The following is a 25,398-nucleotide window of genomic DNA, read 5'->3' as shown; positions in this document are numbered from 1 at the left end:
CCGGTCGACTATACTGAAATGACAACCATTGTTGTTAAGGGGATGTGTTGAGCGCCGATGTCCTGACCGCCGAGCACATCGGCTTCCGCTACGCCGACGTTCCCGTCCTGCACGACGTGAGCCTGCGGGCCGAAGCCGGATCCATGCTGGCCCTCACCGGCGCGAACGGCACCGGCAAGAGCACGCTGCTGCACCTACTGGCGGGCGTCACACAGCCCACCGAAGGACGCGTCCACCGTCGACCGGGCACCCGCCTCGCCCTGCTGCCGCAGCGCACCAGCGACATCGACGCCCTGCCGCTGACCGTCGCCGAATGTGTGCAGATCGGACGGTTCACCCTGCGCCACCGCCTCAGCCGGGACGACCGCGCATCGGTAGCGAAGATCATGCAGAGGCTGGACATCGCCCACCTGGCCCGCCGGCGGCTCCGCGAACTCTCCGGCGGCCAGCGCCAGCGCACCCTCATCGCGCAGACGCTCGTGCAGCACGCCGACATCTACGTCCTGGACGAACCGACAACCGCCCTCGACACCGGCAGCCGGCGACAGGTCCACGACCTGCTCGCCGAACGCGTCGCCGCCGGCGCGGCGGTGGTCATCGCCAGCCACGACCCCACCGAGACCGCACTCGCCGAGCACATCATCCGCCTCGAGGGGCGAACACCGACGCCCCTGCGGTGACGATGAAATGTTGGAATGTGGCACCTGACGATTGTTCGTCGGAGCCGGCAATAGCTGCCCAGTTTCAATCGCGGTAATCAGCCGTACACCGATTGTGGCAGGTAAAGCAAGACTGACCTAAGAAAGGTAAGGCTACCTTCATTCGGCACGGCGTTTTCCGCATGATGAAAGGCGACGGGCCGCTGCGGACGATGGTTCGTTGCTACAGTGTTGGTCATTCTGGATAGATTCCAGGACGCCGACCGGCGAAGGTTTGCCTTTCGCCGCTGTGGCAATGAGGGACTGACAGACCAGTACGCGGAGCCGGGGCGTTCCTCCACCCCGGCGGCCCTCACGATATGGAGGCACCAATGAAAACCCTGCTGCAGTCGCCGCCGGTCCGCGAATGCGCCGCCACCGCGTGCAGTTTCAACGACAATGGCTGCCACGCTCCGGCGATCACCGTCGCGTCGACGGGTGCGGCCGCATCCTGCGCGACGTTCGTGGAGTCGTCGGTACAGGGCGGGATCGCCGAGGTGACCGGTTCCGTGGGCGCATGCGCGCGTTCCGAGTGCGTCTACAACACCAACCTCGCCTGCACGGCCGAGTCCATCACCGTCGGTCCAGGCGCCACCGCCAGCGACTGCCTCACCTACCAGCCCGCCTGACGAGGGTGGCCCAGCACGACGCCGCCTTGGCAAGGTAAGGCTGCCTACTACAGTCACGTTCCTAGGCCGAACTCACCTGCACTTCATGGCCGAGGGGACTGACATGGCGCTCCACCCGGCCGGGCGGCCAGCGGACCTGGCGCACGCGGCGCCCGCCACCGACGCGTCGACGGCGGGCGCCGTGACTGCGCGCTCCGCCCTGTCCGCCGCCGCGTCCCTGCGGCTCCGACTTGACGACGCCACCGTCGACCTCATCGGATCGCACACCGTCCTACCCGACGGCACGGTGGTCCTCGCGGTTGACGCGATGACCCGGACCGGCGGCCTGCTGGTTGCCGCCCGCGGTCGACCGGGGGCGGTACGGCTCGACGTGACGCAGCTCGTCCCGGTCGCCGTACGGTCGCGGGTACGGGCCCGAGTTCGGGTGCTGGGTACGGCCCGCCGGTTCGACCCGGCGAGCCTGGACTCGTGCGACAGCGACACCGTCATGTCCCTGCTCGACCTACCCCCCGTCGCGCTGTGGGCCGTCGAACCGGTCCAGGTCGGCCTCACCCGCGATCGCGGCGAAGCCACCGTGAGCATCAGCGCCTATCGTGCCGCGCGGCCGGACCCGCTCGCCACCGTCGAAGCCGTACACCTGCAGCACCTCACCCAGCGGCACAGCGACGTCCTTGACCAGCTCGCGACACTGCTCGATCCGGCGTTGACCGCCAGGTCGACGCGGGTCCTACCGGTCGCGGTCGACGCCGACGGCGTGGTGCTCCGCGCCGAAGCATCGCACGGACACACCGACGTCCGGCTGCCGTTCGCCCGCCGCGTCACCGAGGGTGCCGGCCTCGCCGAAGGACTGCGTACGCTGCTTGCCGAGGCGGCACAGCGCCGATCCGCGCGGCCATCCCGCCCGGCCAACACGGAGCGACCTCCGGCGGCCGCGTGCGACTGCGACCTACGCGCCCGGTGACCGTGCGGGTGACGTCCGGGCGGTGAACAGGCCAGTGGCGAGAACACCCGGGCGATGCTGGCACATGGATGGCACGCGGCCACGCGTTACGTGATGGACCGCTAGCCGGTCCACACCGGCAGTTCCTCGGCCTGCACCAGGCTCATTACAGGGCCCAGTGCCGCCCGCCGATCGTCACAGAGCTGATCGACGAGGACGCTGCACCCTCCCGGTCGTGTGATCCAAGCGAGGATCGCTGCAAGCGCAAGGTGTGCGACTGCCGCCGGTAGTCCGGCTCGGCTACCGCTGTGATCTTCTCGCCAGGAAACAGCCCTTCACGGTTAGCACTGGTATGTGGAGGATGGGGGCATGGAGAGGTCGACGTTCGTATACGACGGGGACTGCGCCTTCTGCACGAAGTCCGCCGAGTTCATCGAGCGGCGGATCCCCACCAACGCGCGGGTCGTGCCCTGGCAGTTCGCCGACCTGGACGCGCTCGGCCTGACCGAGGCCGAGTGCGAGGCGGCGGTGCAGTGGGTCGGCGCCGACGGGTCCCGCGCCGCCGGGCCTGACGCGATCGCTCGGTTGCTTGGCGACAGCGGTCCCCTCTGGCGGGTCGCCGGTGCCGGTCTCCGGTTCCCTCCGGTACGCGCCGCCGCCTGGCCCACGTACCGCTGGGTGGCCCGCAACCGGCACCGGCTTCCCGGCGGCACCGCCGCGTGCTCGTTGCCGCAGGAGGCGCGGGAATCCCTCTACGGCCCGACCGCCCGCCCCACGGCGGACGCCTGAACGTATTCGGCCGCCACATCCTCCGGGTCGGCGTCGACGCCGTCGCGTCGGCGGAGGAGCCGGCGCGCCCAGACGACCGGGCGGACGCGTTCCAGGGGCAGGAAGCTCGTCATCGCGGCCAGGTGCGGGGCGAACGAGATGGTGATGGTCGCCATGGTGACCAGGTGGAACGAGTAGAAGAAGCCGATCGTGGCGAGCCGCCAGCGTTCCCGCAGCACGAAAACCACCGGGCTGAGCAGCTCGAACGCGACGATGCCGAACTGGGCGACGATCAGCAGGTACGGCACCTGCGCGATCAGGTCGGCCAGCTCGGTGCCGCGCCGGATGATCGCCCGGGCCAGCACCGAGCCGGTCAGCCACTCGGGCCCGCCGAACCGCACCTTGGCCCAGGCGGCCAGGAAGTACGTGCAGATGACCGCGATCTGGGTGGCCCGCAACGCCCAGCCCCCGGCCTCGGTGCGGGTGGCGTCCCCGTGCCGGGCACGCCCGGCGGTGGGGAGCACGGCCAGGGCGACGAGCAGGCCGAACCGGTCGTGGTCGACCTTGCCGTAGCTCATCGCGACGATCATCCACTCGAGGTAGAGCGCGAAGACCGACCAGCCCAGCAGTCGAGGTGCCCGGCCGGTGGCGGCGAGCAGGGCGAGCAGCAGCAGGACCCAGAAGATCACCGCGACCAGCGCCGGGGTCGGCGTGGGCAGCGGCAGCAGCCGACCGATCAGCAGCGGCTGGTAGAGCTCGCCGGGTACCGCGACCCGGGTCCGCACCCACGGGGTGAAGACCACCAGGTCCGCGGCGACGAAGAGATAGATCAGCGTACGAAAGGCGGCGACCCGGCCGCGCGGGACCGGCTCGGTCAACCAGCGGCTCATCGGCCCGCCCGCCAGCTGACCACGGTCTCGTCCGTCCAGCGGCCGGTCGGGCGCCCCTCCTGGATGCCGTACCAGCGGATCACGATGCGGACCTCGACCAGCTTCGCCGCGCCGAGGTTGCGTTCGGCGTACGCGTCGGCCACCTCTGCGAGCAGCGCGGGGTCGGCGACGTAGCGGGCCTGCTGCCCCTCGATCTCGGCCCGCCGGATGCCGGTGGCCTCCTGGCCGAGGCCGACCACCGCGCCCGTGGAATCGACGCCCTCCACCCGCGTGTCCGGTGCCGGGGCGTCCGGCGGGTTCGACGTCGAGTACATCCGGAACGGCCCGAACGGGAAGTGGTCGTCGGTGCCCCAGCTGGTGCCGGCCACCAGCAAGGCCAGACCGAGTGCGGTGGCGGCGAATCGGGCCGCGCGACCGCGGGTGGTCAAGGTCTCCATCGCGTCGTGACGCTACGGGATGCAGCGGCCCCCGGGGGTCCCTCCGGCGGTCACTCCTGGTCGCCCGAGTCGCCCGGGTTGGCCGCCGTGGCCGCCGAGGGCCCGGCCGTGGCCGCGGTGGCTGGTCAGCTCCGTGCTTGTGCACGGCCAGCTTCTTGCCGACGTCCTCCATGTCGAGCGCCTCGACCTGCTGGATGAGGTTCTCCAGGGCCGATTCGGGGAGGCCGCCTGAACCTGCCGCTGTTGCCCTCGCCTCGATCGCACGCCGATGTGCCATCGACAGACACGCTCAAACGCCCGCAAGCATCGATGTTTGCCGCTGGAATCGGTGATCCACTTCGCCCCCGCTGCCAAGACCAACCCGGACCCACCCGCACCCCACCGGACGGGCCGGGACGTAGGGATGCTCGTCGGACGAGCAGCCACCGAGCAGCCACAGGTCCACAAGGGACGAACAAGCAAAGGGACCTGGCCCACGTTTCCGCAGGTCAGGCCCTTGTAATCTTGCGCGCCCGAAGGGACTCGAACCCCTAACCTTCTTGATCCGTAGGCGGAAGGGGAGGCTGCCCCTAACCTGCGCTTGTGCCAGCTTGTCCAGATTCGGTATGTAGCATTGTCGGCGGAACGTGACGCTAGACCGCGCTTCCCCCATGCAATGTGCCACCTGAGTGGCACGATTGCATTCATATGTATCGGTCGGTTTCGCGCGGTAGCGACTGCCGCTGGTCGAGCCTTGATGGGCAGCCGCTACTCGCTCTGCCGTCGGGCGGACACTTGCCGCACGGCGAACAGCCGGTCGGCGGCCCAGCCGTCCTCCTGCTCCCAGGCCACGATCAGCGTCGTGAGGGCTTGGCCTGCTCGCGGTGGTCCCAGCCCGCCCAGCCGACCAGCGGCGACGGGCCACCGTCGCGGCTGGCACCTGCGTACGAGACGAACCGCTCCTTGGGCAACGCGGGATCGGATCCTGGCCGCGACGCAAGGTGCATGACGACGGGATACCGGTGCAGTGGACGATCAGCGTCGACTCGTCGATCGCGCGGGCGCGTCAGCATCCCGCCGGCGTCCGCAAGAGGGTCTCCTCAACAAGTCCGACTTGACCTCAAGCTTCCTTGAACTTCTACCGTGGCGAGGTCTGTGGAACTGGTCAGAAGGAGCCATGAGCGTGGTTTTGAAGGAGTACTCCCAAGACAAGCTTGCCTCCCAGCCCATCGGCTACTGGAGCGGCGAGGCATACCGCAGAGTGGTCGGACGCATCCGGGCGGAGCTCGCTGTGGAGGATCTCACCCAGCCGCACTGGTGGACGCTCAACCATGTCGCTGGCTCCCCCGGCACCTGGAGCCGCGCCGACCTCGCCGAACGGCTCGCCCCGTTCGATGACCTCGGTATCGATTTCGACGAGGTGTTCAACGACCTGATCGCTCGTGGATGGATGAAGGAAAACGGGGGAACCTTGACGCTCACCGAGCCGGGCGAGGCGGGACGGCTCCGCGCCAAGGCACGAAACGCACGGGCTCACGAGCAGATACACGAAGGCATCGGGACCGCCGAGTACGTCGCGGCCCTCAACGTCCTGCGCCGCATGATCGCCAACCTGGGTGGTAACGGCGACCTCCCCTAGGTGTTCGACGTCGGCTGTGGCGTGTGAGCTGGCTTGACGAACTGGGCGCGGGTCGGAGATCGAAATGGGCGAGGTCTCCGGTAGATGGTTCATCGACCAAGAAGAATGACACCGGAGACCTTGGACACCCTGGCGGTGACCGGGCGGTTCGACCGCCATCCGACGGGACGCATCCCCATCCTCGCGGTCAGCCGGAAAGGGTGGCGAGCAGTTCCCGGACCTCCTGCCCGGTGCGCGGATGATTGTGGCTGTCGACATACCAGTCGAAGCGCCCAAACTTGCCCTCGTCGAGCAGCGACCGGATCAGCTCCCCGTCGTACGTGTCACCCGGCTGCCGCAGATGATACGGCGGCGGATAGAAACAGTCCCCGAGCAGCACGCCGGAGTCCGGCACCGCGACCACCGTCGAGTCCTCGGCATGCCGGCCACCGACGTGGCGAACCTCAACCCCACCCGGCAGGGTCAGCGCGTCGTCGAACTCGGTGCACGGCGGCACGACGGCGAAACCGTCCCAGGAGACCATCGCCCAGGCCCGGGCCCGGAAGCTTGGCCCGAGCGGAGATCGGCGGCCACCTCCTCGCGCAGATACCGGTGCCCCCACGGACGTCGGGCCTCTGCCTGCAGGATGCGTGCACCGGTCCGGTGTTCGATGACCTCCACGTCCGGCCAGGCGCACGCCCCCCAGACGTGGTTCCAGTGGTGATGGGTGCAGACCAGCCGGCGTGGTGCCGGCAGTCCGGCCGCCTCGATCTCCGCTCGGATCCGCCGGGCGGCCGCCGGGCTGTTGCCGGCGTCGACCAGCACACTTCCCGACTCGTCCGCGATAACCGCGACCCCACCCTGGATGTTGTCGTGGTCCTCGTCGTGCGAATACCACCACACTCGACCGGCCAAATTCCGCAACGATCCTTGCGTCGCACGCACGGCAACAACGACGACAGGAGCATCATGAACCAGGTCAGCCGCCGCGCCCGAGACCTCGGGGTCGTCGTAGGGCCGCTGTCTACCGGGCCGCACAACGCGATCACCGACGTCCCCGGGATCCTCGTCGGGCACACCACCATCGACGACGGCGCCGACCTGCACACCGGTGTCACGGCAGTCGTACCGAGCCAACTCGGCCCCGGACGGTGGACGCTGCCGGCCGCCGTGTACTCCGGCAACGGCCACGGGAAACTCGTCGGCTCAACCCAGGTGGACGAACTCGGTGTACTGGAGTCACCCATCGTCCTGACCGCCACCCTGTCCGTCTTCCGGGCCGCGGACGCGCTGCTGACCTACCTGATAGACCGCCGACCGGACGGCCTGTCGTTCAACCCCCTGGTAGGCGAGACCAACGACGGCCACCTGTCGGACATCCGCCGCCGCCCGATCACGGAGGAACACGTGCTCGCCGCTGTCACCGGGGCATCCGACCAACCGCCGGCGGAGGGCTGCGTCGGGGCCGGCACCGGTACCACGGCCCTGGGCTTCAAGGCCGGCATCGGCACCTCGTCGAGGACGGTACGGGTCGCCGACCGTCCGGCGACGGTCGGCGCCCTCGTCCAGTCCAACTTCGGCGGAGTGCTGACCGCCCTCGGCGTCCCGCTGCCGGCCGACGAGCTGATCCCGGACGCCGACCGAGTCGAGCCACCCGGCAACTCGTGCATGATCGTCGTGGCCACCGACGCGCCCCTGGACGCCCGGCAGCTCGGACGCCTCGCTCGGCGGGCGGTCTTCGCGATGGGTCGGGTCGGGGCGTCCTACAGCAACGCCAGCGGCGACTACGCGATCGCGTTCAGCACGGCCCAACCGGACCAGTCACCGATCCCCGACGGGGAAATCAACCCGGTCTTCGCCGCCGTCATGGACGCGGTTGAGGAAGCGCTACTCAATTCGCTCTTCACCGCCGCCACCACCACTGGCGTGGGCGGTCATACCAGTCACGCCGTTCCGCACCGAGCCGTGATCCGGCGGTTGTCAGCGGCCGGCCGGATAGCGGCGCCAGCCTGACTCCCGGGCTGGCCAGGACCGGCACCGGGGACGCCTCATCCGGTCGACTCCCGTCGATCACGTGACGGGCGTTCGCCTGCTCGGAACTCTGCACGCTCGAGGTCACGATTTATCTCATTCCATCCGCACTCGGCGGATGTCGAGCATCTCGCGCCTCCGCACATTCCAGCCAGGAAGATCGTCAGGTAACGTGAGACCACCTTGCGAACCTGCCCGCCGGGTCAGGCCCAGGGGGCATCGGCTCTCGGTGCAGCCGCAGAGCCTGCCGGGCTCCGGTGGGACCACCTGGGATCGGCAAGGACGTCCAGTGAGCGCGGAGGACAATTCTCAGTGCCGATCATCGCACCGCGATCAGCTCCAGCATGGGCTGCGGCGAGCTGGAGAGAGAACTTCCAGCCGGGCCACGGCTGGACCGCCACGGGCGGCAACGTCGGGTGGTCGAACCTCAACGACACCAGCGAGTTCGTACGCGGCACGCAGTCCGCCACGATCAACACCGCCGGACGCGCCACCGCGAACGGAGCCACCGCGGACCAGGCCAACATCCAAAGGTTGGGCGGGGCGCCGCTTGACCTGACCGGCAAGGCGATCCGTCTGCTGTTCAAGGTCTCCGACGTCACCCGGCTGCGATGGATCAGCTTCTACGTCGGGACGTCCGGCCTGGCCAACAACTTCCGGTGGCGGGTCCACACCCATACGACCAGCCAGAACTGGGTGCAGTCCGGCGAGTGGGTGCTGGTCACCCTGCAGTGGGGAGACGTCCAGACCGCCTCCGGGGCCTTCTCTCTCTCACCCGCCCGTGTCCCGTCCACGACGTCCGGGTTCACCGACCTCCGGTTCCAGGTGATCGACGCCGGCACCGGTCCCGTCACCGTCCGACTGCAGTCGGTCGAGCTCGTCGACGACACGACGGTGACCTACCCGGACGGTCTGGTGTCGATAACCTTCGACGACTCCTGGGCCGACGTCTTCGACAACGCCCGCCCAGCGATGGACGCCTACGGATTCCGGGCAACCACGTACACGATCGCCGACCAGATCGGCAAGCCGGGGAACTACACCATGGCCCAGCTGCAGGCGGCGCAGAACCTGTCCGGGTGGGAGGTGGCCGGACACGCGTACCAGAACGCCGCACACGAGGCACGGTACGACGGTTTGACGGCGGCCGAGGTCGATGCAGACGCGGGGAATCTGCGGGCGTGGCTGGTCGAGAACGGCTTCCACGGCGACTCGTTCGCCTACCCCGGCGGGCGTTTCGGGCAGACAACGGACGGTGTGAGTATCGAGGCGATCGTCTCGCGCTACTTCGCCGCCGGACGGTCCATCATCTCCGCCGACAACCGTGAGGCCACACCGCCTCCGATGCCACGCCGGCTCCGATCCCTCACCGGGATCAGCTCAGTTTCCAGCGGCGCGGCGAACCCCGCTTCCCTGGCCGGCCCTGGCGGGCTCCTCGACCGCGCGCAGCTGTCCGGCGGCTGGCTCATCCTGTGCTTTCACCGCGTCGTCACCACCTCTCCTAAGGACAACATCGAGTGTCACCGGGACGACTTCGCGGCGATCATGCGGGCTATCAACGTTCGGGGCATGACGGTCCTGCCGGTCGCCGAAGTCATGAGGTGAGCACCCCGCCGCACACCTTCTGACGGTGTGGCGGCGGTGGGAGCGACCGACGTCGTGGGCGTGCCGACGGTCTTCGCCGGAGCGCCGCTACCCGTCCGCGAGACGAGCGAAGCCGGCGAACCCGGCCATGTGCTCCACCATCCGCGCACGCTGGTCGTCGTCGGGAAGTACACCTCGCAGGACCGACATGTTCTCCTCAGCGTGTGCCGGGTTGCCGGTGGACTGGAGGACGACCGTGACGGCCGGGTGTGCCAGGACGTACTTCAGGAAGAATTGAGCCCAGGTCGTAGCACCGAAATCCGCCGCCCAGTCCGGCAGGTGACGGCCCTCGACCAACCGGTGCAGGCGGCCTCCCTCCATTGGCATCGTGACGATGACGCCGATGCCGTACTCGGCGGCGAGCGGCAGGAGCTGCTCCTCGGCCGACCGGGTGAGGAGGGAGTAGCGGATCTGGATGACGTCGACATCGAAGTTCCGCATCATGACTTCGATCGCCGGGTAGTACCGGGTCGAATGATGGCCGACGCCGACGTAACGGGTCCGTCCCGCACTCTTCCACCGGGTCAGCATGGGAACGACAACCTCAGCGCTTGCCAGGTCGGGCACCTGAAGGACGTCGACCCGGTCGCGTCCGAGCCCGGCCCTGACAGCTCGCCACTGGCGCAGCATGTCGTTCTCCTCGAAGCCACCCGCGGCTGGCAGCTTCTGGGTCACGAACAAGTCACTGGTCGCGCCGAGAGCGGTGGGAACCTCACCCCCGGAAGGATCGGAGTCGCCGTACAGCCGGGAGGTGTCGACCACCCGGCCACCGGCCTCGCCGTAAACCCGCATGACATCCGGCAACTGAGCACGCCCGGCCCCGGATCGCGTGCCGGAGCCTGGCACGACACCGAGGCCGATCGCGGGAAGTCGTTCACCGGTACGGCCTATGGTGCGAACGATGGCATCGCGGCGGGCTGCCACCGACCCGGTCGAGGCACCGTGCGCGGCCTGTGCCTGACCGCCGACCCCGGGAACGACGAGCGTGGCCGCTCCGGCCGCGCCTGCTGCCAACAGCCTCCGCCGAGTGGGCCGGCCGAGCAGGGACGCGCTGTAGTCATCCACGAATGTCACGCCGCTCCGCCACGTGGGCAGGATAGCCGAAACCTCAGCGAGGATCCTCTCGGGTCGGATCCTGGCCGGCACGCCGGTCGACCAGCTCGAGGCAGGCGCGCCTGCCGCTACCCAGTCCCCGTCGGGGACGGCGCCGGGACCAGCCGCGACTCAGGAGGCAGCCAGCCACTGTCGGGCGCTCTGCAGCGGAACCGCGAAGAACGTCGCGTTACCCCATCGGATCGTCTGTCCGGGCTTGTCGATCGGCTCGATCATCCACGCATCGACGATACGGCGACCATCGATGTTCACGCTGTCGCCGCCGCGGCCGTCCGCGAACTCGATGCCGCGCAGCCATCCAACGCCATCCGGGTCGCCACGCTGCCCCGCGGAGAACTCGACGACCAGGTCACCGACGCGCGGCCGCTTCATCCGCTCGCGCAGCTCGGCGCTCAGCCAGGGTACGCCGGGGCTGAGAGTTGAGCACCACAACTCGTTACCGAGCACGGCGATCAGTTGGGTCTTGCTGATAGGCACGGTAGAGATTATCTCACGTCCGGTGCGACCAGGTGAAATCCATGATCCACGCCCCGCCCGGTCCCCGCCTGGACGGCCCGCGAAGGACGATCGGTGAGTCGCACGTGCCTCGTCACGACGGCCGCGTCGAGGCCACCACCTTCGGACCGGTACCGGTCTCGCGCTTCTGGATCACGAGGTCGCCGAAGTGCCTTTCGACCAGGTCGGTCCGGACCTGTTGGGTGCGGGGATCGTCCGCCGCAATCGCACTGCCGTCCGCGTTCGCGATGAGGCAGTACACAAGGTAGTGGCCGCGTACGTCCCACGCCACGTTCGCGGCGGCACGACTGATGATGTCCGACGCACCGCCCGCGACCAGGCCGCTGAACCGGCCCTTTCCCGCATCGACGGCATCCTTGATCGCGACCGACGCCTTCTCGGCCTTCCGATCGGTTTCGAGGTTGAAGACGCCGGTCGTGATGACAAGGGCTCCATCCGACGACATCAACGTGGCCCGTACCACCTGGGTGCAGCCAGCCGTCGCCAGGATCTCCGCGATGGCTCCACCCGCGGCCACCTTGCACTCGGTCGACGCCTGCGTCTTGAGGATCTTGTACGGTCCCCGGCCCTCGGCACCGGGAATCGTCCCGGAGCCGAAGACCTCGGTCGCGGTCAGCGGCACCGGGTCGACCTTCTGGTCCGCGACCCTGCGCTCCTGTTCGGTGCGAGGCGCATCCGCCGCGCTTCGCAGGTGATACCAGCCGGCACCGCCGCCGGCCACCAGCATCACGAGGACGATGACGAAGACGAGGGGCCTGCGCGATCGGCGCCGGGCCGGGGATCCCGCGTCGGCCTGCTCCGGCCTGCGGGAGCTCGCCTGGGTCTGGTGCCGGGCCGCTCCGTACAGCTGCTCCGGCTCGCGGCGGGGAACGGCGCCGTGTTCACCCGATGGGACGCCGTAGACGGCGCCGCTGCCGCTCAAGCCCGGATCGCGGCCATACGCCTGATCGGTGGCACCGTACTCGCCGCCTCGATACGGACCGCTCCGCTGGGCCACGTCACGCCGCGACGCCGAAGACCGTGGCGGTGAACTGAAGCCCGCCGGCATCTCCGCCTGGCCACCCTGGTGCGGCGGCGACCCGCCAGGATCCGGGTGGGGCCGGCGGTTGCTGGGCCAACCCTCGCCAGCCCATTGCGAAGGCTGCCCGTAGGAGGGCTGCTGCCGCCGAACGTCGCCGTGCGGGGAAGTACCGACGCCAGAAGGTTCGTTCCGCTGGTCCCAGGACGGCCCCCGACCACGTGGGGGCGAACCCTCGCCGTAGCCGTACGTCATGCCGCACACCGTAGCGGAAGAACGCGGGGAGAAGCCCCCCAGGGATGTGCGACCCCCACACCGCCCGGCCGGCGGCTCTCCGTGGCGCTCACGAACTGCCGAATGGCCCACAAATTGGATGAAGCCGCCGAAAGAATTAGCAATGCGAAGGATTTCCTGCTCCGCCGTCCGGGGGACAGTGCCCGACCGCCATCTCTGTGTAGCATGTCCGGGCTGCTACGGGCTGCCGTCCCTTGATCGAAAGCTAGGTTCGCGTGCCTTCCCATCTCGGGTTGTTCGAAATCCTCCTTGCCGCGGTCGGCGTCGTAACGCTTTTCGCGACGTCCGTGCGCCTCTTCTGGCGACGCGGGAAGAAGCCGTGAGCAAGGCCTCCAAGACCGCACGGTGGGTCCCTGGCCGCGCGCTGCCCGCCGTGGTCCTCATGCTCGGCGCCTCCTCGCTGTGGCTCTTCCACCACGTGACCCGCATCGAGGACCCGACCACCAGCCTGTCCGCGTTCGAAGTCGTCTACACGTTCGCCTTCGTCGTGTACTTCCTGCACCTTGTCCTCGCGACCTTCGACCGCCCCAGACGCGTCACCGCCAAGCAGGCGGCCGAGCTGGCGAAGTTGAGGGTCGTGGCGGTCGTGCCGCTCTACAACGAAGACGTCGATGCCGTCATCGCGACCATCCGCGGCCTTCTCGCGCAGACCCGCCTGCCCGACGCGATCTATGTGCGGGACGACGGGTCGAACAAGGTGGACTACCTGCCCACCGAGCTGTGGGCTACCGACGCCGCGAACACGGTGGGGGTCCCACTCGTCTGGGTGCGCGACCGAAACCGGGGCAAGCGAGCGACCCACGTCGCCGCGTCCCTACGCTTCGCCGGCTGGGCGGACGCCTACCTCACGATCGACTCCGACTCGGTCCTCGCGCCGGACGCCCTCGAGAACTTGATTAAACCGCTCGCCGATCCCAAGGTGATGTCGGTCGCCGGAGTGTTCCTCACCTACAACCTGAACGGGCCGATCGCCCGGGCCGTGGATCTGATCACCACAGCCTCGCAGTTGACTGACAGGTCCGCCACGTCGGCGCTGGGGTCGGTGCTTGTCAACTCGGGCGGGATCTCGCTGTACCGCGCGCGCGTGATCGACGAGTGCCGCCTCGGCTACTCCAACGAGGAGTTCTTCGGACGACGGGTCGAGTTCTCCGACGACTCCTACCTGACGCTTCAGGCGTTGCTCCGGGGCAAGACCGTCCAGCAGTCGAACGCTTTCGCCTTCTGTGTCATGCCGGAGCGCCTCTCCAACCACCGGCGCCAGTTCATGCGTTGGCTGCGAGGATCGTTCATCAGATCTTTCTGGCGCTTCAAGTACCTGCCGATGAACCGGATCGCGTACTGGCTGCACGCGCTGAAATGGGTCCAGGCCATCGCGTCGACCATCGTCGTGTCGTCACTCTTCGTGGTGAAACCGGTGGCCGATGTCGTCGCGTGGGCGCGCGGCGCGGGGACCGACGCGTTGATCGCGGATGCGAAGCTGCTGCTGCTGACGCTCGGGATGCTGATCGTGCTCGGCTACGTCCAACTGTTGCGGATCTTCACGGTTCGGCGGTCCGACCAGAGGATGCCCGCCCAGTTGGGTTGGTTCCTCTTTCTGGCGCCGATCGCGATCCTGTGGCAGTGGTCGGTGTTGCGGGTGTGGCGGCTCTGGGCCATCGCCTCCTGCATGCGTTTCAAATGGGGCACTCGTCAGCAGGTCGAGGTCGAGATCGGGGGGGACCATGAGAAGGTACTTGCTGGTGCTGCCGCTGCTGCTACTGGCTGGATGCGCGATGAAACCGTCATCCATCAGTTCGGAGGGCCGGCAGTCCGCAGTTGCCGCAACAGATCCGGCTCTGCGAGCTAGCGCGATTCGTGCCGACGTCTCCATGCTGCGGACGGACAAGCCCGCATTCGGTGTGACCTCGGAGCAGGACGCTGCGGAAGAGGCTGACCGGACAGCGAAAGAGATCGGATGCCGGCCGGTGTGGCGCGGGGTCTACGCCTCCATCGGAGCCCCGTTCGAGTTGTCCAGGCTGACAAATGCTGCGGGTATCCCGTTTCTCACGGTTCAGCCGAAGGATCTGGGCCCGGCCGTGGAGCAGAAGTCATGGTCGCTCGCGGCCACCGTGGCGGGCAAGAACGACGCCAAGCTGCGTGCCGTCGCGGACACCGTTGTGGAGTACGGCGACCTGGTGGTCATCCGCTATGCGCCCGAGATGAACGGGGACTGGTCACCGTGGGCGGCCGGTGTCAACGGCAACACCCCGTCCCTGTACGTCAAGGCCTGGCAGCACGTGGTCACGCTGTTCCGCGAGGCCGGTGCGACCAACGTCCTGTGGCTCTGGGCTCCGAACATCATTCGCGGCGCCACCGTCGAGGGCGTCTCCCAGTTCTGGCCCGGCGACGAATGGGTCGATCTTATCGGCTTCACCGGTTACGGAGTCAACAGCTCCGTCTTCGGATTCGAGTCGTCCGCAGGGCAGACGTTCGATCCCACCATGAAGCTGCTCGCTCGCCTCTCGAAGAAGCCGGTCGTCCTCGCCGAGACCGGCGTGGAGGGGAGGGAGAAGGACCGGTGGATGGCCACGTTGGGCCCCTGGTTGCGCGCCCACCCGAATGTCATCGGCCTGATCTGGACCCAGGCGCCGCCGCCGCACTCCAGTGCAGACTGGCGATACAACAACACGCCTCGCAACATGAAGGCATTCAAGAAATCTGTCGTCCCGCACCTGGGCTGCGCTCGCAGCAGATAGGGGCGCATTGTCTCGTGGGCGCGGCGTGGAACGTTCACGACTAATCGACGTTGGTTGAGTTTCGGCAACATCATCCGGTTCGGGTGTCGCTTGAACCGGCTCGTTACGGCTGGGCATACGGGGCCTGGTCACCCAGCAGAGGAGCGACCGTGAGTGTCGACGTAGTTGTTATTGGGCTCGGATACGTGGGGCTTCCGCTAGCCCGTGAGGCGACATCGGCGGGCCTGTCGGTGATCGGATTCGACGTCAGTGCACCGTTGGTGAAGGCACTCAACGATGGCCGGTCACACGTCGATGATCTGTCCGATGACGACGTCGTCCAGATGAGGGAAGGCGGCTTCCGCGCGACGACCGACGAGGGCGAGATCGCTGCCGCCAAGGCGGTGGTCATCTGTGTCCCGACACCGTTGTCCGCCGAGGGCGGGCCCGACCTCGGTGCGGTCCAGTTGGCCACCGAGGCCGTTGCCCGCAATCTCCGCCCCGGGATGCTCGTCGTTCTCGAATCAACCACGTACCCCGGCACCACCGACGAACTGGTGCGTCCCATCCTGGAGGCTGGCGGCCTGATCGCCGGCACGGACTTCCACCTGGCGTTCTCGCCGGAGCGCATCGACCCGGGCAACAAGGAGTTCGGTCCACGCAACACGCCCAAGGTCGTCGGCGGCCACACGCCGGCATGCACGGAAGCCGCGGCGGCCCTCTACGGGCGTTTCGTCGACACGGTCGTGCGTACCAAGGGAACCCGGGAGGCCGAGACGGCCAAGCTGCTCGAGAACACCTACCGGCACGTCAACATCGCGCTCGTCAACGAGATGGCCAAGTTCTGCCACCGACTCGGTATCGACCTGTGGGACGTCATCCGCGCCGCGTCGAGCAAGCCGTTCGGATTTCAGGCCTTCTACCCCGGGCCGGGTGTGGGTGGTCACTGCATCCCGATCGATCCGAACTACCTGAGCCACAACGTGCGGGTGAAGCTCGGCTACCCGTTCCGGTTCGTCGAGCTGGCGGAGGAGATCAACGCCACGATGCCGGCGTACGTGGCAAGACGCGCCCAGAACATCCTCAACGAAGCCGGGCTGGCGACGACCGGCGCGAACATCCTGCTGCTGGGTGTCACGTACAAGGCGAACATCGCAGATGAGCGCGAATCCCCGGCCATTCCCCTCGCTCGTGACCTCAACGGTCTCGGTGCGAAGATCAGCTACCACGATCCGTTCGTTGCGGAATGGCAGCCGGGCATCGGCGTCATGAAGGTCGATGATCTGGAAGCCGCGGTCGCGTCGGCTGACCTCGTGATCCTCGTCCAGCACCATCGTGACTACGATGCTGACCGGCTCGCCGCGTTGGCCAAGCGCTTCTTCGACACGCGCGGCATCACGCGCACCGATGACGCGATCCGTCTCTAGTGCCGTGACCACGAACGTTGACGGTGTGGGGTCAGGCTGCGCGGGTGGTGGGTTGGCCCCAGCGTCGTTGTCGTTCGCTGCGGATGCGGGCGCGTTCGCGGCGTTGGGCGGCCAGGACGTCGGGGTGGCGGGCGTTGGCGTTGCGCCACCGCAGGTAGGCCTGCAGCCGCCGGGTCAGCACGGTGTGGTTGGGGTGGTTCGAGCCGGCGATGACGAAGGTGCGTAGCGGCCCGAACTGGGCCTCGATCGGGTTGGCCCAGGAGGCGTAGGTCGGGGTGAAGCAGAGCTCGACCTTGTTCCGGGCCGCCCACCTGCGGATCTTGAGGCCTTTGTGCGCGGACAGGTTGTCCAGGATGACGTAGATCGGCGCGCCGTCCGGCCGTGCGGCGCGGATCGACTTCAAGGCGGCGAGGGTGTTCGCGGCGCTCTTGCGCCGAGCTTGACGTCCCGGTCAGGGTCGGTGGACTCCTTCCACGTCTTGGTCCGCTGGAAGGTGATCCGGTGCCGGTGCAGGAGCTGCCGCAGCCGTTCCCGCCCGATCCGGACCCGCCGGGTGGCATGCAGGCGCAGGTGGTCGGCGAGCTTGCGGATGCTCCAGCGGATGAACGGCCGCCCCAGTTTCTCGGGTCGGGTGTTGGCCGTCTCGACGATGAACTGTTCCTCGTCGCTACTGATCTGGCGGGGACGGCCACCCGCCCACTGAGGGTCCAGGCTGGCCATCCCCATCTCGTTGAACCGGTGGATGACCTGCCGGATCGTGTCCTCATCGGCCTGCACGAGACGGGCGATGGCCGGCACCGTGTTCCCACCGGCCGAGGCGAGCACGACCATGGCCCGCCGTAACCGGATCGGCGAGCCGGTACCTCTACGAGTGATCCTCAGCAGCTGCTGACCCTCCTGGTCACTGAGCCGCCGAACGCGAACGGGTTCTGCCACCGCCACAGCCTGACCGCCACAACGCCGCCCGGCCGACAGGCCGGACGGCGTGTCATCCAACACCGTGAACGTTCGTGGTCACGGCACTAGGGGGCGTCGATGACCTCGCGTCCGAGAGGCCAGAACGCGGCGGGGACGAGCTTGAAGTTGGCGATGCCGAACGGGATGCCGATGACCGTGAGGCAGAGCGCGATGCCGGCGAGGATGTGGGACAGGGCCAGCCACCAGCCGGCAAGCACCACCCAGAGGACGTTAGCCAGTCCGGAGGCGATCCCGGCGCCGGGTTTGGGAACGAGGGTGCGGCCGAACGGCCACAGGGAGTAGACCGCCAGGCGCAGCGACGCGACGCCGAACGGGATCGTGATCACCAGTACGAAGCAGATCAGCGCGGCGATGCCGTAGCCGGCGGCGAGGACGATGCCGCCGCCGAAGATGAGCCACAGCACGTTGAGCACAAACCGGATCATGTTCTGAGCATGACCGACGCCTGCCACCTGGCTGGCGCTGCCGACAGGGCGATCAGCATGGTGTGTCCGGGGCGGCTACGGTTGGTGCTCCGGAGGGTCCGGTCGAGGAGGCGTCGAACAGGCCGTGGGCGGCTATGGCGTGCAGGTCACGCTGGTGTTCGTGTTGGTGTTGGTGAACGCGGTGTTCGCGGGCAGCGAGATGGCGTTGGTGTCGCTGCGGGAGAGCCAGTTGCAGCGCCTGGAGCGGACCTCCCGGGCGGGGCGGGTGCTAGCGCGGTTGGCGCGGGATCCGAATCGGTTCCTGGCCACGATTCAGATCGGTATCACCCTGGCTGGGTTCCTGGCCTCGGCGGCCGCGGCGGTGTCGCTCGCGGCACCGCTGGTGGGGCCGCTGGGGTTCCTGGGGTCGGCGGCAGAGCCGGTAGCGATCGTCATCGTGACGATTCTGCTGACCTTCGTCACCCTGGTGCTGGGTGAGCTGGCGCCGAAGCGGATCGCGATGCAGAGCGCGGAGAGCTGGGCGCTACTGGTCGCCCGCCCCCTCGACGCGTTGTCGGCGTTCTCCCGCCCGGCGGTGTGGCTGCTAAGCAAGGCCAGCGACGCGGTGGTGCGGCTGACCGGTGGAGACCCGCGCGCCCGGCGGGAAGAGGTCACCACCGAGGAACTGCGGGACATGGTCGCCGCGCAGCGCAACCTCACTCCCGAACACCGGATGATCATTTCGGGGGCGTTCGAGGTGGCCGAGCGGATCCTGCGGGAGATCCTCGTCCCGCGCCGCGAGGTGGTTACCCTGTCCGAGTCGCTGTCCGCGCCGCAGGCGCTGCGGGAACTGGCCGCATCGGGGCAGACCCGCGCCCCGGTTGTCGGTCGCGGCGGACTCGACGACACCGTAGGCGTGGTGCACATGCGCGACCTGCTCGACCAGGACGGCCCGGTCGGCGAGTACGCCAGCCCTGCGGTGTATCTGCCGGAGACGTTGAAGGTGACCGAGGCGATCCGGGAAATGCGGTCGCAGCGGCAGCAGTTCGCCCTCGTGGTGGACGAGCGGGGCTCCATCGACGGGATCGTGACGATGGAGGACCTGGTCGAGGAGATCGTCGGGGAGATCTACGACGAGACCGACCGGGACGTGCAGGCCGTCGTCCGGGAGGCGGAGGGGTCGCTGCTGATGTCGGGTGGTTTCCCGCTGCACGACTTGCCGGACGTGGGCATCGATCTCGAGGAGGACACCCTCGAGGCCGGCGACTACACCACCGTGGCGGGCCTGGTCCTGGCGCACCTCGGTCACATTCCGAAGACGCCCGGTGAGGTGGTTGAGCTGCCGGGCCTTACCGCCGAGGTGGCCGAGGTGACGGGGCGGGCCATCACCCGGGTACGCCTGCGGACCACGCCGACGCGCGGCGACGGCCACGAGGGCGGCGAGGACGAGGCGAGTTCCTGAACGGGCCGGATCGGCGACTACCGCAGAGGTGGGATGGAACCCGCCTCTGCGGTAGGGTCACGCCGGCCCTGCCCAACAGTAACCATGCGGATGCACTCAGCTACTTCTCAGGTGGCGTTGGTATTTTCCCGGCGCAGCGGCATCCATTATGGACGTCGTTGATCTCGTTGCGGCACAAGGATTTGCGTGGAAGTTCCACCGGATCCGGGCGTCGCACGGTCGTGTGGTCGTCGAGGGAGAGGTCCGTGGTGTTCAAGAAGATGCTGGGCGCGTTCGGGGTGGGCGGCCCCAGCGTCGATACCGTCCTGTCCAATCCGAACACCCGCCCGGGGCTGATGCTGGGCGGGCAGGTGAACCTGACCGGCGGCAGCCACGATGTAGAGGTCGACCACATCACCGTCGGCCTGGTCACCCGGGTGGAGGTCGACGGCGCGGAGGAGGAGTACGACGCCCTCGTCGAGTTCCACCGCGTACAGGTCGCCGGTGGCCTGCACCTGCGCGAGGGCCAGCAGTTGTCGCTGCCGTTGCAGGTGGCGATGCCGTGGGAGACTCCGGTGACCGACCTGTACGGGCAGCACCTGCACGGCATGACGATGGGCCTGCGCACCGAGGTGGCCATCCGCGGCGCGGTCGACAAGGGCGACCTGGACCCGGTGTACGTGCATCCGCTGCCGGCGCAGGAACGCATCCTGGAGGCCTTCGGCCGACTCGGCTTCGGGTTCAAGGGCGCCGACCTAGAACGCGGGCACATCTCCGGCCTGCACCAGAGCCTGCCGTTCTACCAGGAGATCGAGTACTACGCCGCCCCCCAGTACGCCCACACCGTCAACGAGGTCGAACTGACCTTCGTCGCCAACGAGCACGGCGTCGATGCCGTCCTCGAATTCGACAAGCGCGGCGGCCTGTTCACCGGAGGCCACGACTCCTTCGGCCGCTACCACGCCGCGCACGCCGACGCCGACCGCGTCGACTGGGCCGCGCAGGTCGACACCTGGGTCCGCCAGGCCCTCGACGGCTACCAGAGCCTGCACGCCGGCCACGGCTACGCCCCGCCCGCCCAGGGCTACGGCGCCCCCGGCTATCCGCCGCCCCCGCCGCCCGGCTACGGGCAGCCCGCCTACGGCGCCCCCGGCCACGGGCACGCCGGATACGGCCACCCCGGCGGCCACTACAAGGATGAGCACCACCACGAGCGGCACGGCGGCCCCGGTATGGGCGCCGTCGCCGCGGGTGTGGTCGGTGGCGCGGCGCTCGGCTTCGCCGGCGGCATGGTCGCCGACGAGGTCTTCGACTCCTTCGGCGACGACGAGGGCGGCGACGAGGAAGCCTGAACCCCTCCAATCCACAGTGGAAGCGCGCACCCGCTCCGTGATCTAATTCTGCAGGTTTGTCCGCAACCGGTCGGATTGTCCGGCCGGGATTTCGAAGGAGTGTGCATGCCCGTCACCGCCGACCTCACCAAGCTGGTCGACAAGGCCTACCAGGACAAGACCCTCACCGAGATCGTCGACGCCCCGGTGTCCGCCCTCGCCGGGGTCAGCGACGGCGACGCCAAGCTGCTCAAGGACGCCTTCAACATCACCACCGTCGGCGACCTCGGCCGCAACCCGTACTTCCGCACCGCCAACGCCCTGGTCGCCCTCGCCGGCGGCAAGTAGTTCCCTCGCGGCGTGGTGCCGGGCTTCCGGCGCCACGCCACACGGTGTGGACGTGCGCTACCGGCCTGCCAGCGCATCGGGTTTCGCTCTCCCACTGCGGCGAGCACACCCCAGGCACGAGCCGACAGCCGCGTAGGTGGTCGGACTCGGGTTCCGGTGTCAAGGACGGCGACGACGGCGAGGTAGCCACCCAGCAACAGAAATGCCCTCGAAGCCGACTCGGCCCGGCCGCGGGGCCGGCGGACCAGCATGCCGGCGAGGACGACGGCGGTCATGAACACCCCGCGGCAGTGACGAAGAGCTCGTCGGTCTGCGCGGCGTGGAACAGGGAGCCCGGCGATGACGAACACCGCGATGCTCCACGCCAGCGGCCACTGAGGGGTCGGATCAGGCATGGCAGCCAGCGTTACCGCCGTTACCGAGCCGGTGAGCCTGGTCGCGGGAGGGTCCAGCGGACCCCGGACCGTGTCGCCGCTGACGCCGGTTGACGACCGGTGCACGGTTGCATGACAGGTGTACGAAGAAGCGGCGGCAGGCCGTCAGGAAGGTTTCGCCGACGGCACCGCGCGGGCACCAGTGACCCCGGCAGACAACCTTTGAAGGGACGGCTCTCGTGGAAGTTACCGGCTTCTTCACCGCCATCATCATCGGTCTGGTCATCGGCGCGCTCGGCCGCCTGGTGGTGCCGGGCAAGCAGAACATTCCGATCTGGCTGACCCTGCTCATCGGCGTGGTCGCCGCGATCCTCGGCACGCTCGTCGCTGGCGCTCTCGGCGTGGACGACACCGCCGGCATCGACTGGATCGAGTTGGCCCTTCAGGTGGCCTTCGCCGCGATCGGCGTCGCGGTCGCCGCCAGCACCTACGGCCGCCGCCGCGTCCACTGACCACTCGCCGCCCGCACCGGCCTGCCCCTGGCAAGGGACAGGCCGCAGAGCTGCCCGGACTCTGGCGGAGCGCGGCAGGGCGAGATGGTACGCGACGGCCACGGCGGTCACGACCGCCGTGGCCGTTGTCTGCACCGGCGGCGGGCACGGGTGACGGCTACCGATCGCCGGCCGCTTCCGACTTGACGTAGGTGGGGTGCAGATGGACGGGTTCAGCCGCACGGCGCTGCTGGCGGGCCCGTACACGCAGGTTGAGAAACTCGACGAAGATCGAGAAAGCGATGGGTCCGTACACGTAGCCCTTGGGGATGTGCTGGTCGAAACCTTCGGCGATGAGGCTGGCGCCGATGAGCAGCAGGAACGACAGGGCGAGCATCTTGACCGTGGGGTGCTCGTTGACGAAACGGCTGACCGCGCCGGCGGACACCAGCATGATGATCATCGCCACAACGACCGCGGCGACCATGATGAATAGCTCGTCCACCATGCCGACGGCGGTGATGACCGAGTCGAGGGAGAACACCACGTCGAGCACGAGGATCTGGGCGATGACTGCGGCGAACGACGCCGCCTTACCGCTCGATCCGTGTTCCGCACCCTCAAGATGCTCGTGGATCTCGTAGGTGGCCTTGCCGAGCAGGAACAGCCCGCCGAGCAACAGGATCAGGTCACGCCCGGATATCTCCTGCCCGGCGACGGTGAACAGCGGCGCGGTCAGTCCGATCACCCAGGACAGCGAGGCGAGCAGCAGCAGCCGGGTGATCAGCGCGAGCGACAGCCCGATGGTGCGCGCCCGGGCCTGCTGGTGCGCAGGTAGACGGCCGGCCAGGATGGAGATGAACACGACGTTGTCGATGCCGAGTACGACCTCGAGCAGCAGCAGGGTCGCGAACGCGATCCAAAGCTCGGGGCTGGTGAACAGTTCCATGTCGCTCCCGGTAGAGGTTGGGTCTGCGCCGGCGCGGCGTCCACGACCGTACAACGGCCGCAGGTGATCCACCCGAGAAGGCCCGCGAGGAACACAGCGCAGGCGAGACAAGGAACCCGGGTGGCGTCCTGACGGCGCATACCGCCGACTGACCCGGGCACACCGCTGGGATTGCTCGATACCGGTCATCCACTGTCCCGGCCCCAGCGCCGAACGGCCACGGCCTCACACGCCGGCCCGGCCCACGCCCAGCCCAGCCCAGCCGCGACAAAGGAGTCGGACGAAGACAAGCCCTTATCCTCTCCGGGCCGCGGTGCCCACCCCCGATCCTCGTCGCGACCGCCCGTGTCCGGCAGATCCCGCAGCACCACCGTGTCGGCCGCGAGCGGCAGCCGGCCGCGGCCCAGCGCGCCTATCACGGTGGTGGTGGCGGCAACGCGGGCAGCGGCCTGAGCGGCTCGCTACGGCGCCGCCCACGCCCGGCACTGCAGCGTCACCGCGCCAGGCTCCATGGGTATCGACGACAAGATCGACAACGCCTCCGAAGAGGCCACCGGCAAGCTGAAGGAAGGCGCCGGCCGGACCACCAGCGACGAGCGGCTCGAAGCCGAGGGCCGCCGCGACCAGACCACCGCGAACATCAAGCAGGCCGGCGAGAAGATCAAGGACGCCTTCAAGAGCTGACCCGCACCGCGCAGGGCGCGGCATGGGTGAGACGACATACGACGGCCACGGCGGCACCCTCCGCCGTGGCCGTCGTCCGCGCCGACCGCTACCGCTCGACCACCGGCATCGCCCCCACCGGAAGGGCGATGTCGTCCCCGGCCTTGCGGGCCCACCGGCCGGCGGCGACCGCGTAGCCGACCGCGAGGCAGCCGTAGCCGGCCGCGGCGACACCGAGCAGCACCGGTGAACGCCCGTCGTCCGGGATGAACCGGGACGCGGCCACCATGCCGAGCACGTAGGCCAGGTTGAACGCCGTGTCGTTCACGGCGAACACCCGCCCCCGGAACGCGTCGGCGCACTCGTGCTGCACCATCGTGTCCACCACGATCTTGACGCCGTGCCCGGCCACGTTGACCACCAGCACGACGACGATCAGCAGCAGCGGGTCGAACGGCAACCCGAACACCGGCAACGCCACCGCGACCGCCGCGAGCAACCCGACCACCCACCGCCACCCGCCGACCCGGCGGGCCACCGCCGGAGTCACCGCCGCCGCCAGCAGCACCCCGGCCGCGCCCGCGGCGAAGACCAGACTCAACTGCGCCGGCACGCCGCCGAGGTTGTCACCGGCGAACCGGTTGCGGTAGAGCAGCAGCATCGCCAGCGCCAGAACCCCGAACAACACCCGGAACCCCGCCTGCGCCGCCATCGCGTACGCGGCACCGCGCGCCCGCCCCAGGTGCCGTACCCCGTCGGCCATGCCGCGCACCACCGCGACCGCCTCCCCGGCCAGACCGGGCCGGTGCGGCAGGGCCTCGTCGGGGCCCAACTCGTCGCGGGCGAAGGAGAACCGGGCCAACACGGCGGAGATCAGGTAGCCGACCGGCGCGAACAGGGCGATGGCGGCGTAACCGGCGTCACCCGCCGGGAAGACGGTCTGGAGCAGCAGGGCGCAACCCAGCCCGAGCGAGTACGCCACCGACCCCGCCGTGCCGCCGACCGCGTTCGCGGTCACCAGCCGCTGGTCGGACACCACGTGCGGGGTCGCCGCCGACAACCCCGACAACAGCAGCCGGCCCAACCCGATCACCACCAGGGTCGCCACGAAGAACAGCGGCCCCTCCGAACCGAGAAAGATCAACGCGGCGAGCGGCAGCACGACACCGGCCCGGGCCAGGTTGGTCACCACGGTCACCGTCCGGCGGCTCCACCGGTCCAGCAACACCCCCGCGAACGGCCCCACCAACGAGTACGGCAGCACCAGCACCGCCGCACCCAGCGCGATCGCCGTCGGCGTGGCCTGCCGGTCCGGGTTGAACAACACGCTGCCGGCCAGGGCGGCCTGGAACACCCCATCGGTGAACTGCCCACCGAGGCGGACGGCCAGCAGCCGCCGGAACGCCGGCACGGCGAGCAGGGCCCGGAGGTGGTGGGTACGGCGAACAGCCATGATCCGGCAAGCCTACGGCGGCGTGGCCGCCACACGGCCCCCGACTGCCACCCCGGCGGCCACCACCATCCCGACCTGTCCCAGCAACGCAGCGCCACCGCCCTTGCCACTGGGCCGCCGACGTAGACCGCCAGCCAGCCGACACGAGAGGCACGACCAGCCCGAAGACGCAGCCGCCGCACGATGACCACGGCAGTCGTGGCGCGCCCGGCCACCAGCGGCCCATCCTGCCTGTCAGGGACTCGGAAGG

Annotated in this window: 26 protein-coding genes and 3 pseudogenes; 16 read left to right on the top strand and 13 right to left on the bottom strand. The window is 68.8% G+C overall.

Annotated features, from left to right (window positions below):
- Positions 1 to 44 precede the first annotated feature (44 nt).
- The 4 genes from aztA to ACN26Y_RS08540 all read left to right on the top strand — a co-directional run bounded on the left by aztA (position 45) and on the right by ACN26Y_RS08540 (position 3,056).
- Positions 45 to 680, top strand: coding sequence for a zinc ABC transporter ATP-binding protein AztA (gene aztA, locus ACN26Y_RS08555; protein ID WP_155329759.1), 636 nt, complete (start codon positions 45 to 47; stop codon positions 678 to 680).
- Between the two features lie 350 nt (positions 681 to 1,030).
- Positions 1,031 to 1,327: a DUF1540 domain-containing protein gene (locus ACN26Y_RS08550; RefSeq protein ID WP_155329758.1), complete on the top strand. Its 297-nt coding sequence runs from the start codon at positions 1,031 to 1,033 to the stop codon at positions 1,325 to 1,327.
- An 85-nt stretch (positions 1,328 to 1,412) separates the two neighbouring features.
- Positions 1,413 to 2,288, top strand: a complete 876-nt coding sequence (locus ACN26Y_RS08545) for a DUF2470 domain-containing protein (protein ID WP_422734569.1) — start codon at positions 1,413 to 1,415, stop codon at positions 2,286 to 2,288.
- Between the two features lie 348 nt (positions 2,289 to 2,636).
- On the top strand, positions 2,637 to 3,056 hold the full coding sequence (locus ACN26Y_RS08540; RefSeq protein ID WP_155329757.1) for a thiol-disulfide oxidoreductase DCC family protein: 420 nt from the start codon (positions 2,637 to 2,639) through the stop codon (positions 3,054 to 3,056).
- Here ACN26Y_RS08540 and ACN26Y_RS08535 read toward each other — a convergent pair.
- The 4 genes and pseudogenes from ACN26Y_RS08535 to ACN26Y_RS08520 form a co-directional block, all read right to left on the bottom strand.
- Complete coding sequence (locus ACN26Y_RS08535) at positions 3,020 to 3,925, bottom strand: HTTM domain-containing protein (protein WP_155333999.1); 906 nt, start codon at positions 3,923 to 3,925, stop codon at positions 3,020 to 3,022. The genes ACN26Y_RS08540 and ACN26Y_RS08535 overlap by 37 nt on opposite strands.
- Positions 3,922 to 4,362: a hypothetical protein gene (locus ACN26Y_RS08530; protein ID WP_155334000.1), complete on the bottom strand. Its 441-nt coding sequence runs from the start codon at positions 4,360 to 4,362 to the stop codon at positions 3,922 to 3,924. Before ACN26Y_RS08530 ends, ACN26Y_RS08535 begins: the two co-directional genes overlap by 4 nt.
- Positions 4,363 to 4,495: 133 nt before the next feature.
- Positions 4,496 to 4,600, bottom strand: a pseudogene (locus ACN26Y_RS08525) (thiol reductase thioredoxin); the annotation flags it as partial.
- Between the two features lie 595 nt (positions 4,601 to 5,195).
- Positions 5,196 to 5,312, bottom strand: a complete 117-nt coding sequence (locus tag ACN26Y_RS08520) for a DUF7008 domain-containing protein (RefSeq protein WP_422734568.1) — start codon at positions 5,310 to 5,312, stop codon at positions 5,196 to 5,198.
- Between ACN26Y_RS08520 and ACN26Y_RS08515 the strand changes: the two are divergent.
- Together ACN26Y_RS08515 and ACN26Y_RS08510 are read left to right on the top strand one after the other, a co-directional pair.
- Positions 5,312 to 5,453 (top strand): annotated as a pseudogene (locus tag ACN26Y_RS08515) (IS5/IS1182 family transposase); the annotation flags it as partial. The gene ACN26Y_RS08520 and the pseudogene ACN26Y_RS08515 sit on opposite strands and share 1 nt — an antisense overlap.
- Positions 5,454 to 5,524: 71 nt before the next feature.
- Positions 5,525 to 5,980, top strand: coding sequence for a MarR family transcriptional regulator (locus ACN26Y_RS08510; protein ID WP_422734567.1), 456 nt, complete (start codon positions 5,525 to 5,527; stop codon positions 5,978 to 5,980).
- 187 nt (positions 5,981 to 6,167) lie between these two features.
- Here the strand turns inward: ACN26Y_RS08510 and ACN26Y_RS08505 are convergent, their stop codons facing one another.
- On the bottom strand, positions 6,168 to 6,503 hold the full coding sequence (locus ACN26Y_RS08505) for a hypothetical protein (RefSeq protein WP_230688928.1): 336 nt from the start codon (positions 6,501 to 6,503) through the stop codon (positions 6,168 to 6,170).
- The gene (locus ACN26Y_RS08500; protein WP_370463351.1) at positions 6,443 to 6,784 is read right to left on the bottom strand and encodes an MBL fold metallo-hydrolase; all 342 of its coding nucleotides are present in this window, start codon (positions 6,782 to 6,784) and stop codon (positions 6,443 to 6,445) included. The genes ACN26Y_RS08505 and ACN26Y_RS08500 overlap by 61 nt, the downstream gene beginning before the upstream one ends.
- 144 nt (positions 6,785 to 6,928) lie before the next feature.
- Here ACN26Y_RS08500 and ACN26Y_RS08495 point away from each other — a divergent pair, with 144 nt between their 5' ends.
- Entirely contained in the window at positions 6,929 to 7,972 is a 1,044-nt protein-coding gene (locus ACN26Y_RS08495) for a P1 family peptidase (RefSeq protein WP_155329755.1), read from the top strand.
- Between the two features lie 330 nt (positions 7,973 to 8,302).
- Positions 8,303 to 9,595 (top strand): polysaccharide deacetylase family protein, encoded by a 1,293-nt coding sequence (locus tag ACN26Y_RS08490; RefSeq protein WP_196255813.1) that lies wholly within the window; start codon positions 8,303 to 8,305, stop codon positions 9,593 to 9,595.
- Positions 9,596 to 9,682: 87 nt separating this feature from the next.
- On the opposite strand, the gene ACN26Y_RS08485 is transcribed toward ACN26Y_RS08490, so the two are convergent.
- From ACN26Y_RS08485 to ACN26Y_RS08475, 3 genes are all read right to left on the bottom strand, one after another.
- On the bottom strand, positions 9,683 to 10,708 hold the full coding sequence (locus ACN26Y_RS08485; RefSeq protein ID WP_422734566.1) for an aldo/keto reductase: 1,026 nt from the start codon (positions 10,706 to 10,708) through the stop codon (positions 9,683 to 9,685).
- Between the two features lie 150 nt (positions 10,709 to 10,858).
- Positions 10,859 to 11,224, bottom strand: coding sequence for a hypothetical protein (locus ACN26Y_RS08480; RefSeq protein ID WP_155329752.1), 366 nt, complete (start codon positions 11,222 to 11,224; stop codon positions 10,859 to 10,861).
- Positions 11,225 to 11,336: 112 nt separating this feature from the next.
- Positions 11,337 to 12,260 (bottom strand): hypothetical protein, encoded by a 924-nt coding sequence (locus ACN26Y_RS08475; RefSeq protein ID WP_155329751.1) that lies wholly within the window; start codon positions 12,258 to 12,260, stop codon positions 11,337 to 11,339.
- A 634-nt stretch (positions 12,261 to 12,894) separates the two neighbouring features.
- On the opposite strand from ACN26Y_RS08475, the gene ACN26Y_RS08470 reads away from it, so the two are divergent.
- The 3 genes from ACN26Y_RS08470 to ACN26Y_RS08460 all read left to right on the top strand — a co-directional run bounded on the left by ACN26Y_RS08470 (position 12,895) and on the right by ACN26Y_RS08460 (position 16,716).
- Positions 12,895 to 14,421, top strand: coding sequence for a glycosyltransferase family 2 protein (locus ACN26Y_RS08470; RefSeq protein WP_196255812.1), 1,527 nt, complete (start codon positions 12,895 to 12,897; stop codon positions 14,419 to 14,421).
- A complete protein-coding gene (locus ACN26Y_RS08465; protein WP_230688927.1) occupies positions 14,315 to 15,310 on the top strand; it encodes a glycoside hydrolase family 26 protein in 996 nt (331 codons plus the stop codon). The genes ACN26Y_RS08470 and ACN26Y_RS08465 overlap by 107 nt, the downstream gene beginning before the upstream one ends.
- Positions 15,311 to 15,459: 149 nt before the next feature.
- A complete protein-coding gene (locus ACN26Y_RS08460; protein WP_155329748.1) occupies positions 15,460 to 16,716 on the top strand; it encodes a nucleotide sugar dehydrogenase in 1,257 nt (418 codons plus the stop codon).
- A 31-nt stretch (positions 16,717 to 16,747) separates the two neighbouring features.
- Here the strand turns inward: ACN26Y_RS08460 and ACN26Y_RS08455 are convergent.
- Together ACN26Y_RS08455 and ACN26Y_RS08450 are read right to left on the bottom strand one after the other, a co-directional pair.
- Positions 16,748 to 17,652, bottom strand: a pseudogene (locus ACN26Y_RS08455) (helix-turn-helix domain-containing protein).
- A gap of 86 nt (positions 17,653 to 17,738) precedes the next feature.
- Entirely contained in the window at positions 17,739 to 18,119 is a 381-nt protein-coding gene (locus ACN26Y_RS08450) for a YccF domain-containing protein (protein ID WP_422734565.1), read from the bottom strand.
- Positions 18,120 to 18,243: 124 nt separating this feature from the next.
- Here ACN26Y_RS08450 and ACN26Y_RS08445 point away from each other — a divergent pair, with 124 nt between their 5' ends.
- The 4 genes from ACN26Y_RS08445 (at position 18,244) to ACN26Y_RS08430 (ending at position 22,104) form a co-directional block, all read left to right on the top strand.
- The gene (locus tag ACN26Y_RS08445; protein WP_422734564.1) at positions 18,244 to 19,560 is read left to right on the top strand and encodes a hemolysin family protein; all 1,317 of its coding nucleotides are present in this window, start codon (positions 18,244 to 18,246) and stop codon (positions 19,558 to 19,560) included.
- Between the two features lie 245 nt (positions 19,561 to 19,805).
- The gene (locus ACN26Y_RS08440) at positions 19,806 to 20,891 is read left to right on the top strand and encodes a sporulation protein (RefSeq protein ID WP_155329745.1); all 1,086 of its coding nucleotides are present in this window, start codon (positions 19,806 to 19,808) and stop codon (positions 20,889 to 20,891) included.
- 105 nt (positions 20,892 to 20,996) lie between these two features.
- Positions 20,997 to 21,218, top strand: a complete 222-nt coding sequence (locus ACN26Y_RS08435) for a hypothetical protein (protein ID WP_088977233.1) — start codon at positions 20,997 to 20,999, stop codon at positions 21,216 to 21,218.
- A 613-nt stretch (positions 21,219 to 21,831) separates the two neighbouring features.
- Complete coding sequence (locus ACN26Y_RS08430; protein WP_422734563.1) at positions 21,832 to 22,104, top strand: GlsB/YeaQ/YmgE family stress response membrane protein; 273 nt, start codon at positions 21,832 to 21,834, stop codon at positions 22,102 to 22,104.
- Positions 22,105 to 22,261: 157 nt separating this feature from the next.
- Here the strand turns inward: ACN26Y_RS08430 and ACN26Y_RS08425 are convergent, their stop codons facing one another.
- The gene (locus tag ACN26Y_RS08425; protein WP_155329743.1) at positions 22,262 to 23,032 is read right to left on the bottom strand and encodes a TerC family protein; all 771 of its coding nucleotides are present in this window, start codon (positions 23,030 to 23,032) and stop codon (positions 22,262 to 22,264) included.
- Between the two features lie 510 nt (positions 23,033 to 23,542).
- Between ACN26Y_RS08425 and ACN26Y_RS08420 the strand changes: the two genes are divergently transcribed.
- A complete protein-coding gene (locus ACN26Y_RS08420) occupies positions 23,543 to 23,716 on the top strand; it encodes a CsbD family protein (RefSeq protein WP_422734562.1) in 174 nt (57 codons plus the stop codon).
- Positions 23,717 to 23,804: 88 nt separating this feature from the next.
- On the opposite strand, the gene ACN26Y_RS08415 is transcribed toward ACN26Y_RS08420, so the two are convergent.
- The gene (locus ACN26Y_RS08415) at positions 23,805 to 25,148 is read right to left on the bottom strand and encodes an MFS transporter (RefSeq protein ID WP_422734561.1); all 1,344 of its coding nucleotides are present in this window, start codon (positions 25,146 to 25,148) and stop codon (positions 23,805 to 23,807) included.
- Positions 25,149 to 25,398: the final 250 nt, after the last annotated feature.

It is taken from the genome of Micromonospora sp. WMMD558 (assembly GCF_049315255.1).
In the GTDB taxonomy this organism is placed as follows: Bacteria; Actinomycetota; Actinomycetes; order Mycobacteriales; family Micromonosporaceae; genus Micromonospora.
This window is presented reverse-complemented; position numbering and strand designations above follow the sequence as displayed.

Excerpts from the sequence above, each read along its gene's own strand:
- ACN26Y_RS08550 (WP_155329758.1), top strand. The coding sequence starts at position 1,031 with ATGAAAACCCTGCTGCAGTCGCCGCCGGTCCGCGAATGCGCCGCCACC.
- ACN26Y_RS08545 (WP_422734569.1), top strand. The coding sequence starts at position 1,413 with ATGGCCGAGGGGACTGACATGGCGCTCCACCCGGCCGGGCGGCCAGCG.
- ACN26Y_RS08540 (WP_155329757.1), top strand. The coding sequence starts at position 2,637 with ATGGAGAGGTCGACGTTCGTATACGACGGGGACTGCGCCTTCTGCACG.
- ACN26Y_RS08535 (WP_155333999.1), bottom strand. The coding sequence starts at position 3,925 with ATGAGCCGCTGGTTGACCGAGCCGGTCCCGCGCGGCCGGGTCGCCGCC.
- ACN26Y_RS08530 (WP_155334000.1), bottom strand. The coding sequence starts at position 4,362 with ATGGAGACCTTGACCACCCGCGGTCGCGCGGCCCGATTCGCCGCCACC.
- ACN26Y_RS08505 (WP_230688928.1), bottom strand. The coding sequence starts at position 6,503 with ATGGTCTCCTGGGACGGTTTCGCCGTCGTGCCGCCGTGCACCGAGTTC.
- ACN26Y_RS08495 (WP_155329755.1), top strand. The coding sequence starts at position 6,929 with ATGAACCAGGTCAGCCGCCGCGCCCGAGACCTCGGGGTCGTCGTAGGG.
- ACN26Y_RS08450 (WP_422734565.1), bottom strand. The coding sequence starts at position 18,119 with ATGATCCGGTTTGTGCTCAACGTGCTGTGGCTCATCTTCGGCGGCGGC.
- ACN26Y_RS08435 (WP_088977233.1), top strand. The coding sequence starts at position 20,997 with ATGCCCGTCACCGCCGACCTCACCAAGCTGGTCGACAAGGCCTACCAG.
- ACN26Y_RS08425 (WP_155329743.1), bottom strand. The coding sequence starts at position 23,032 with ATGGAACTGTTCACCAGCCCCGAGCTTTGGATCGCGTTCGCGACCCTG.
- ACN26Y_RS08420 (WP_422734562.1), top strand. The coding sequence starts at position 23,543 with ATGGGTATCGACGACAAGATCGACAACGCCTCCGAAGAGGCCACCGGC.
- ACN26Y_RS08415 (WP_422734561.1), bottom strand. The coding sequence starts at position 25,148 with ATGGCTGTTCGCCGTACCCACCACCTCCGGGCCCTGCTCGCCGTGCCG.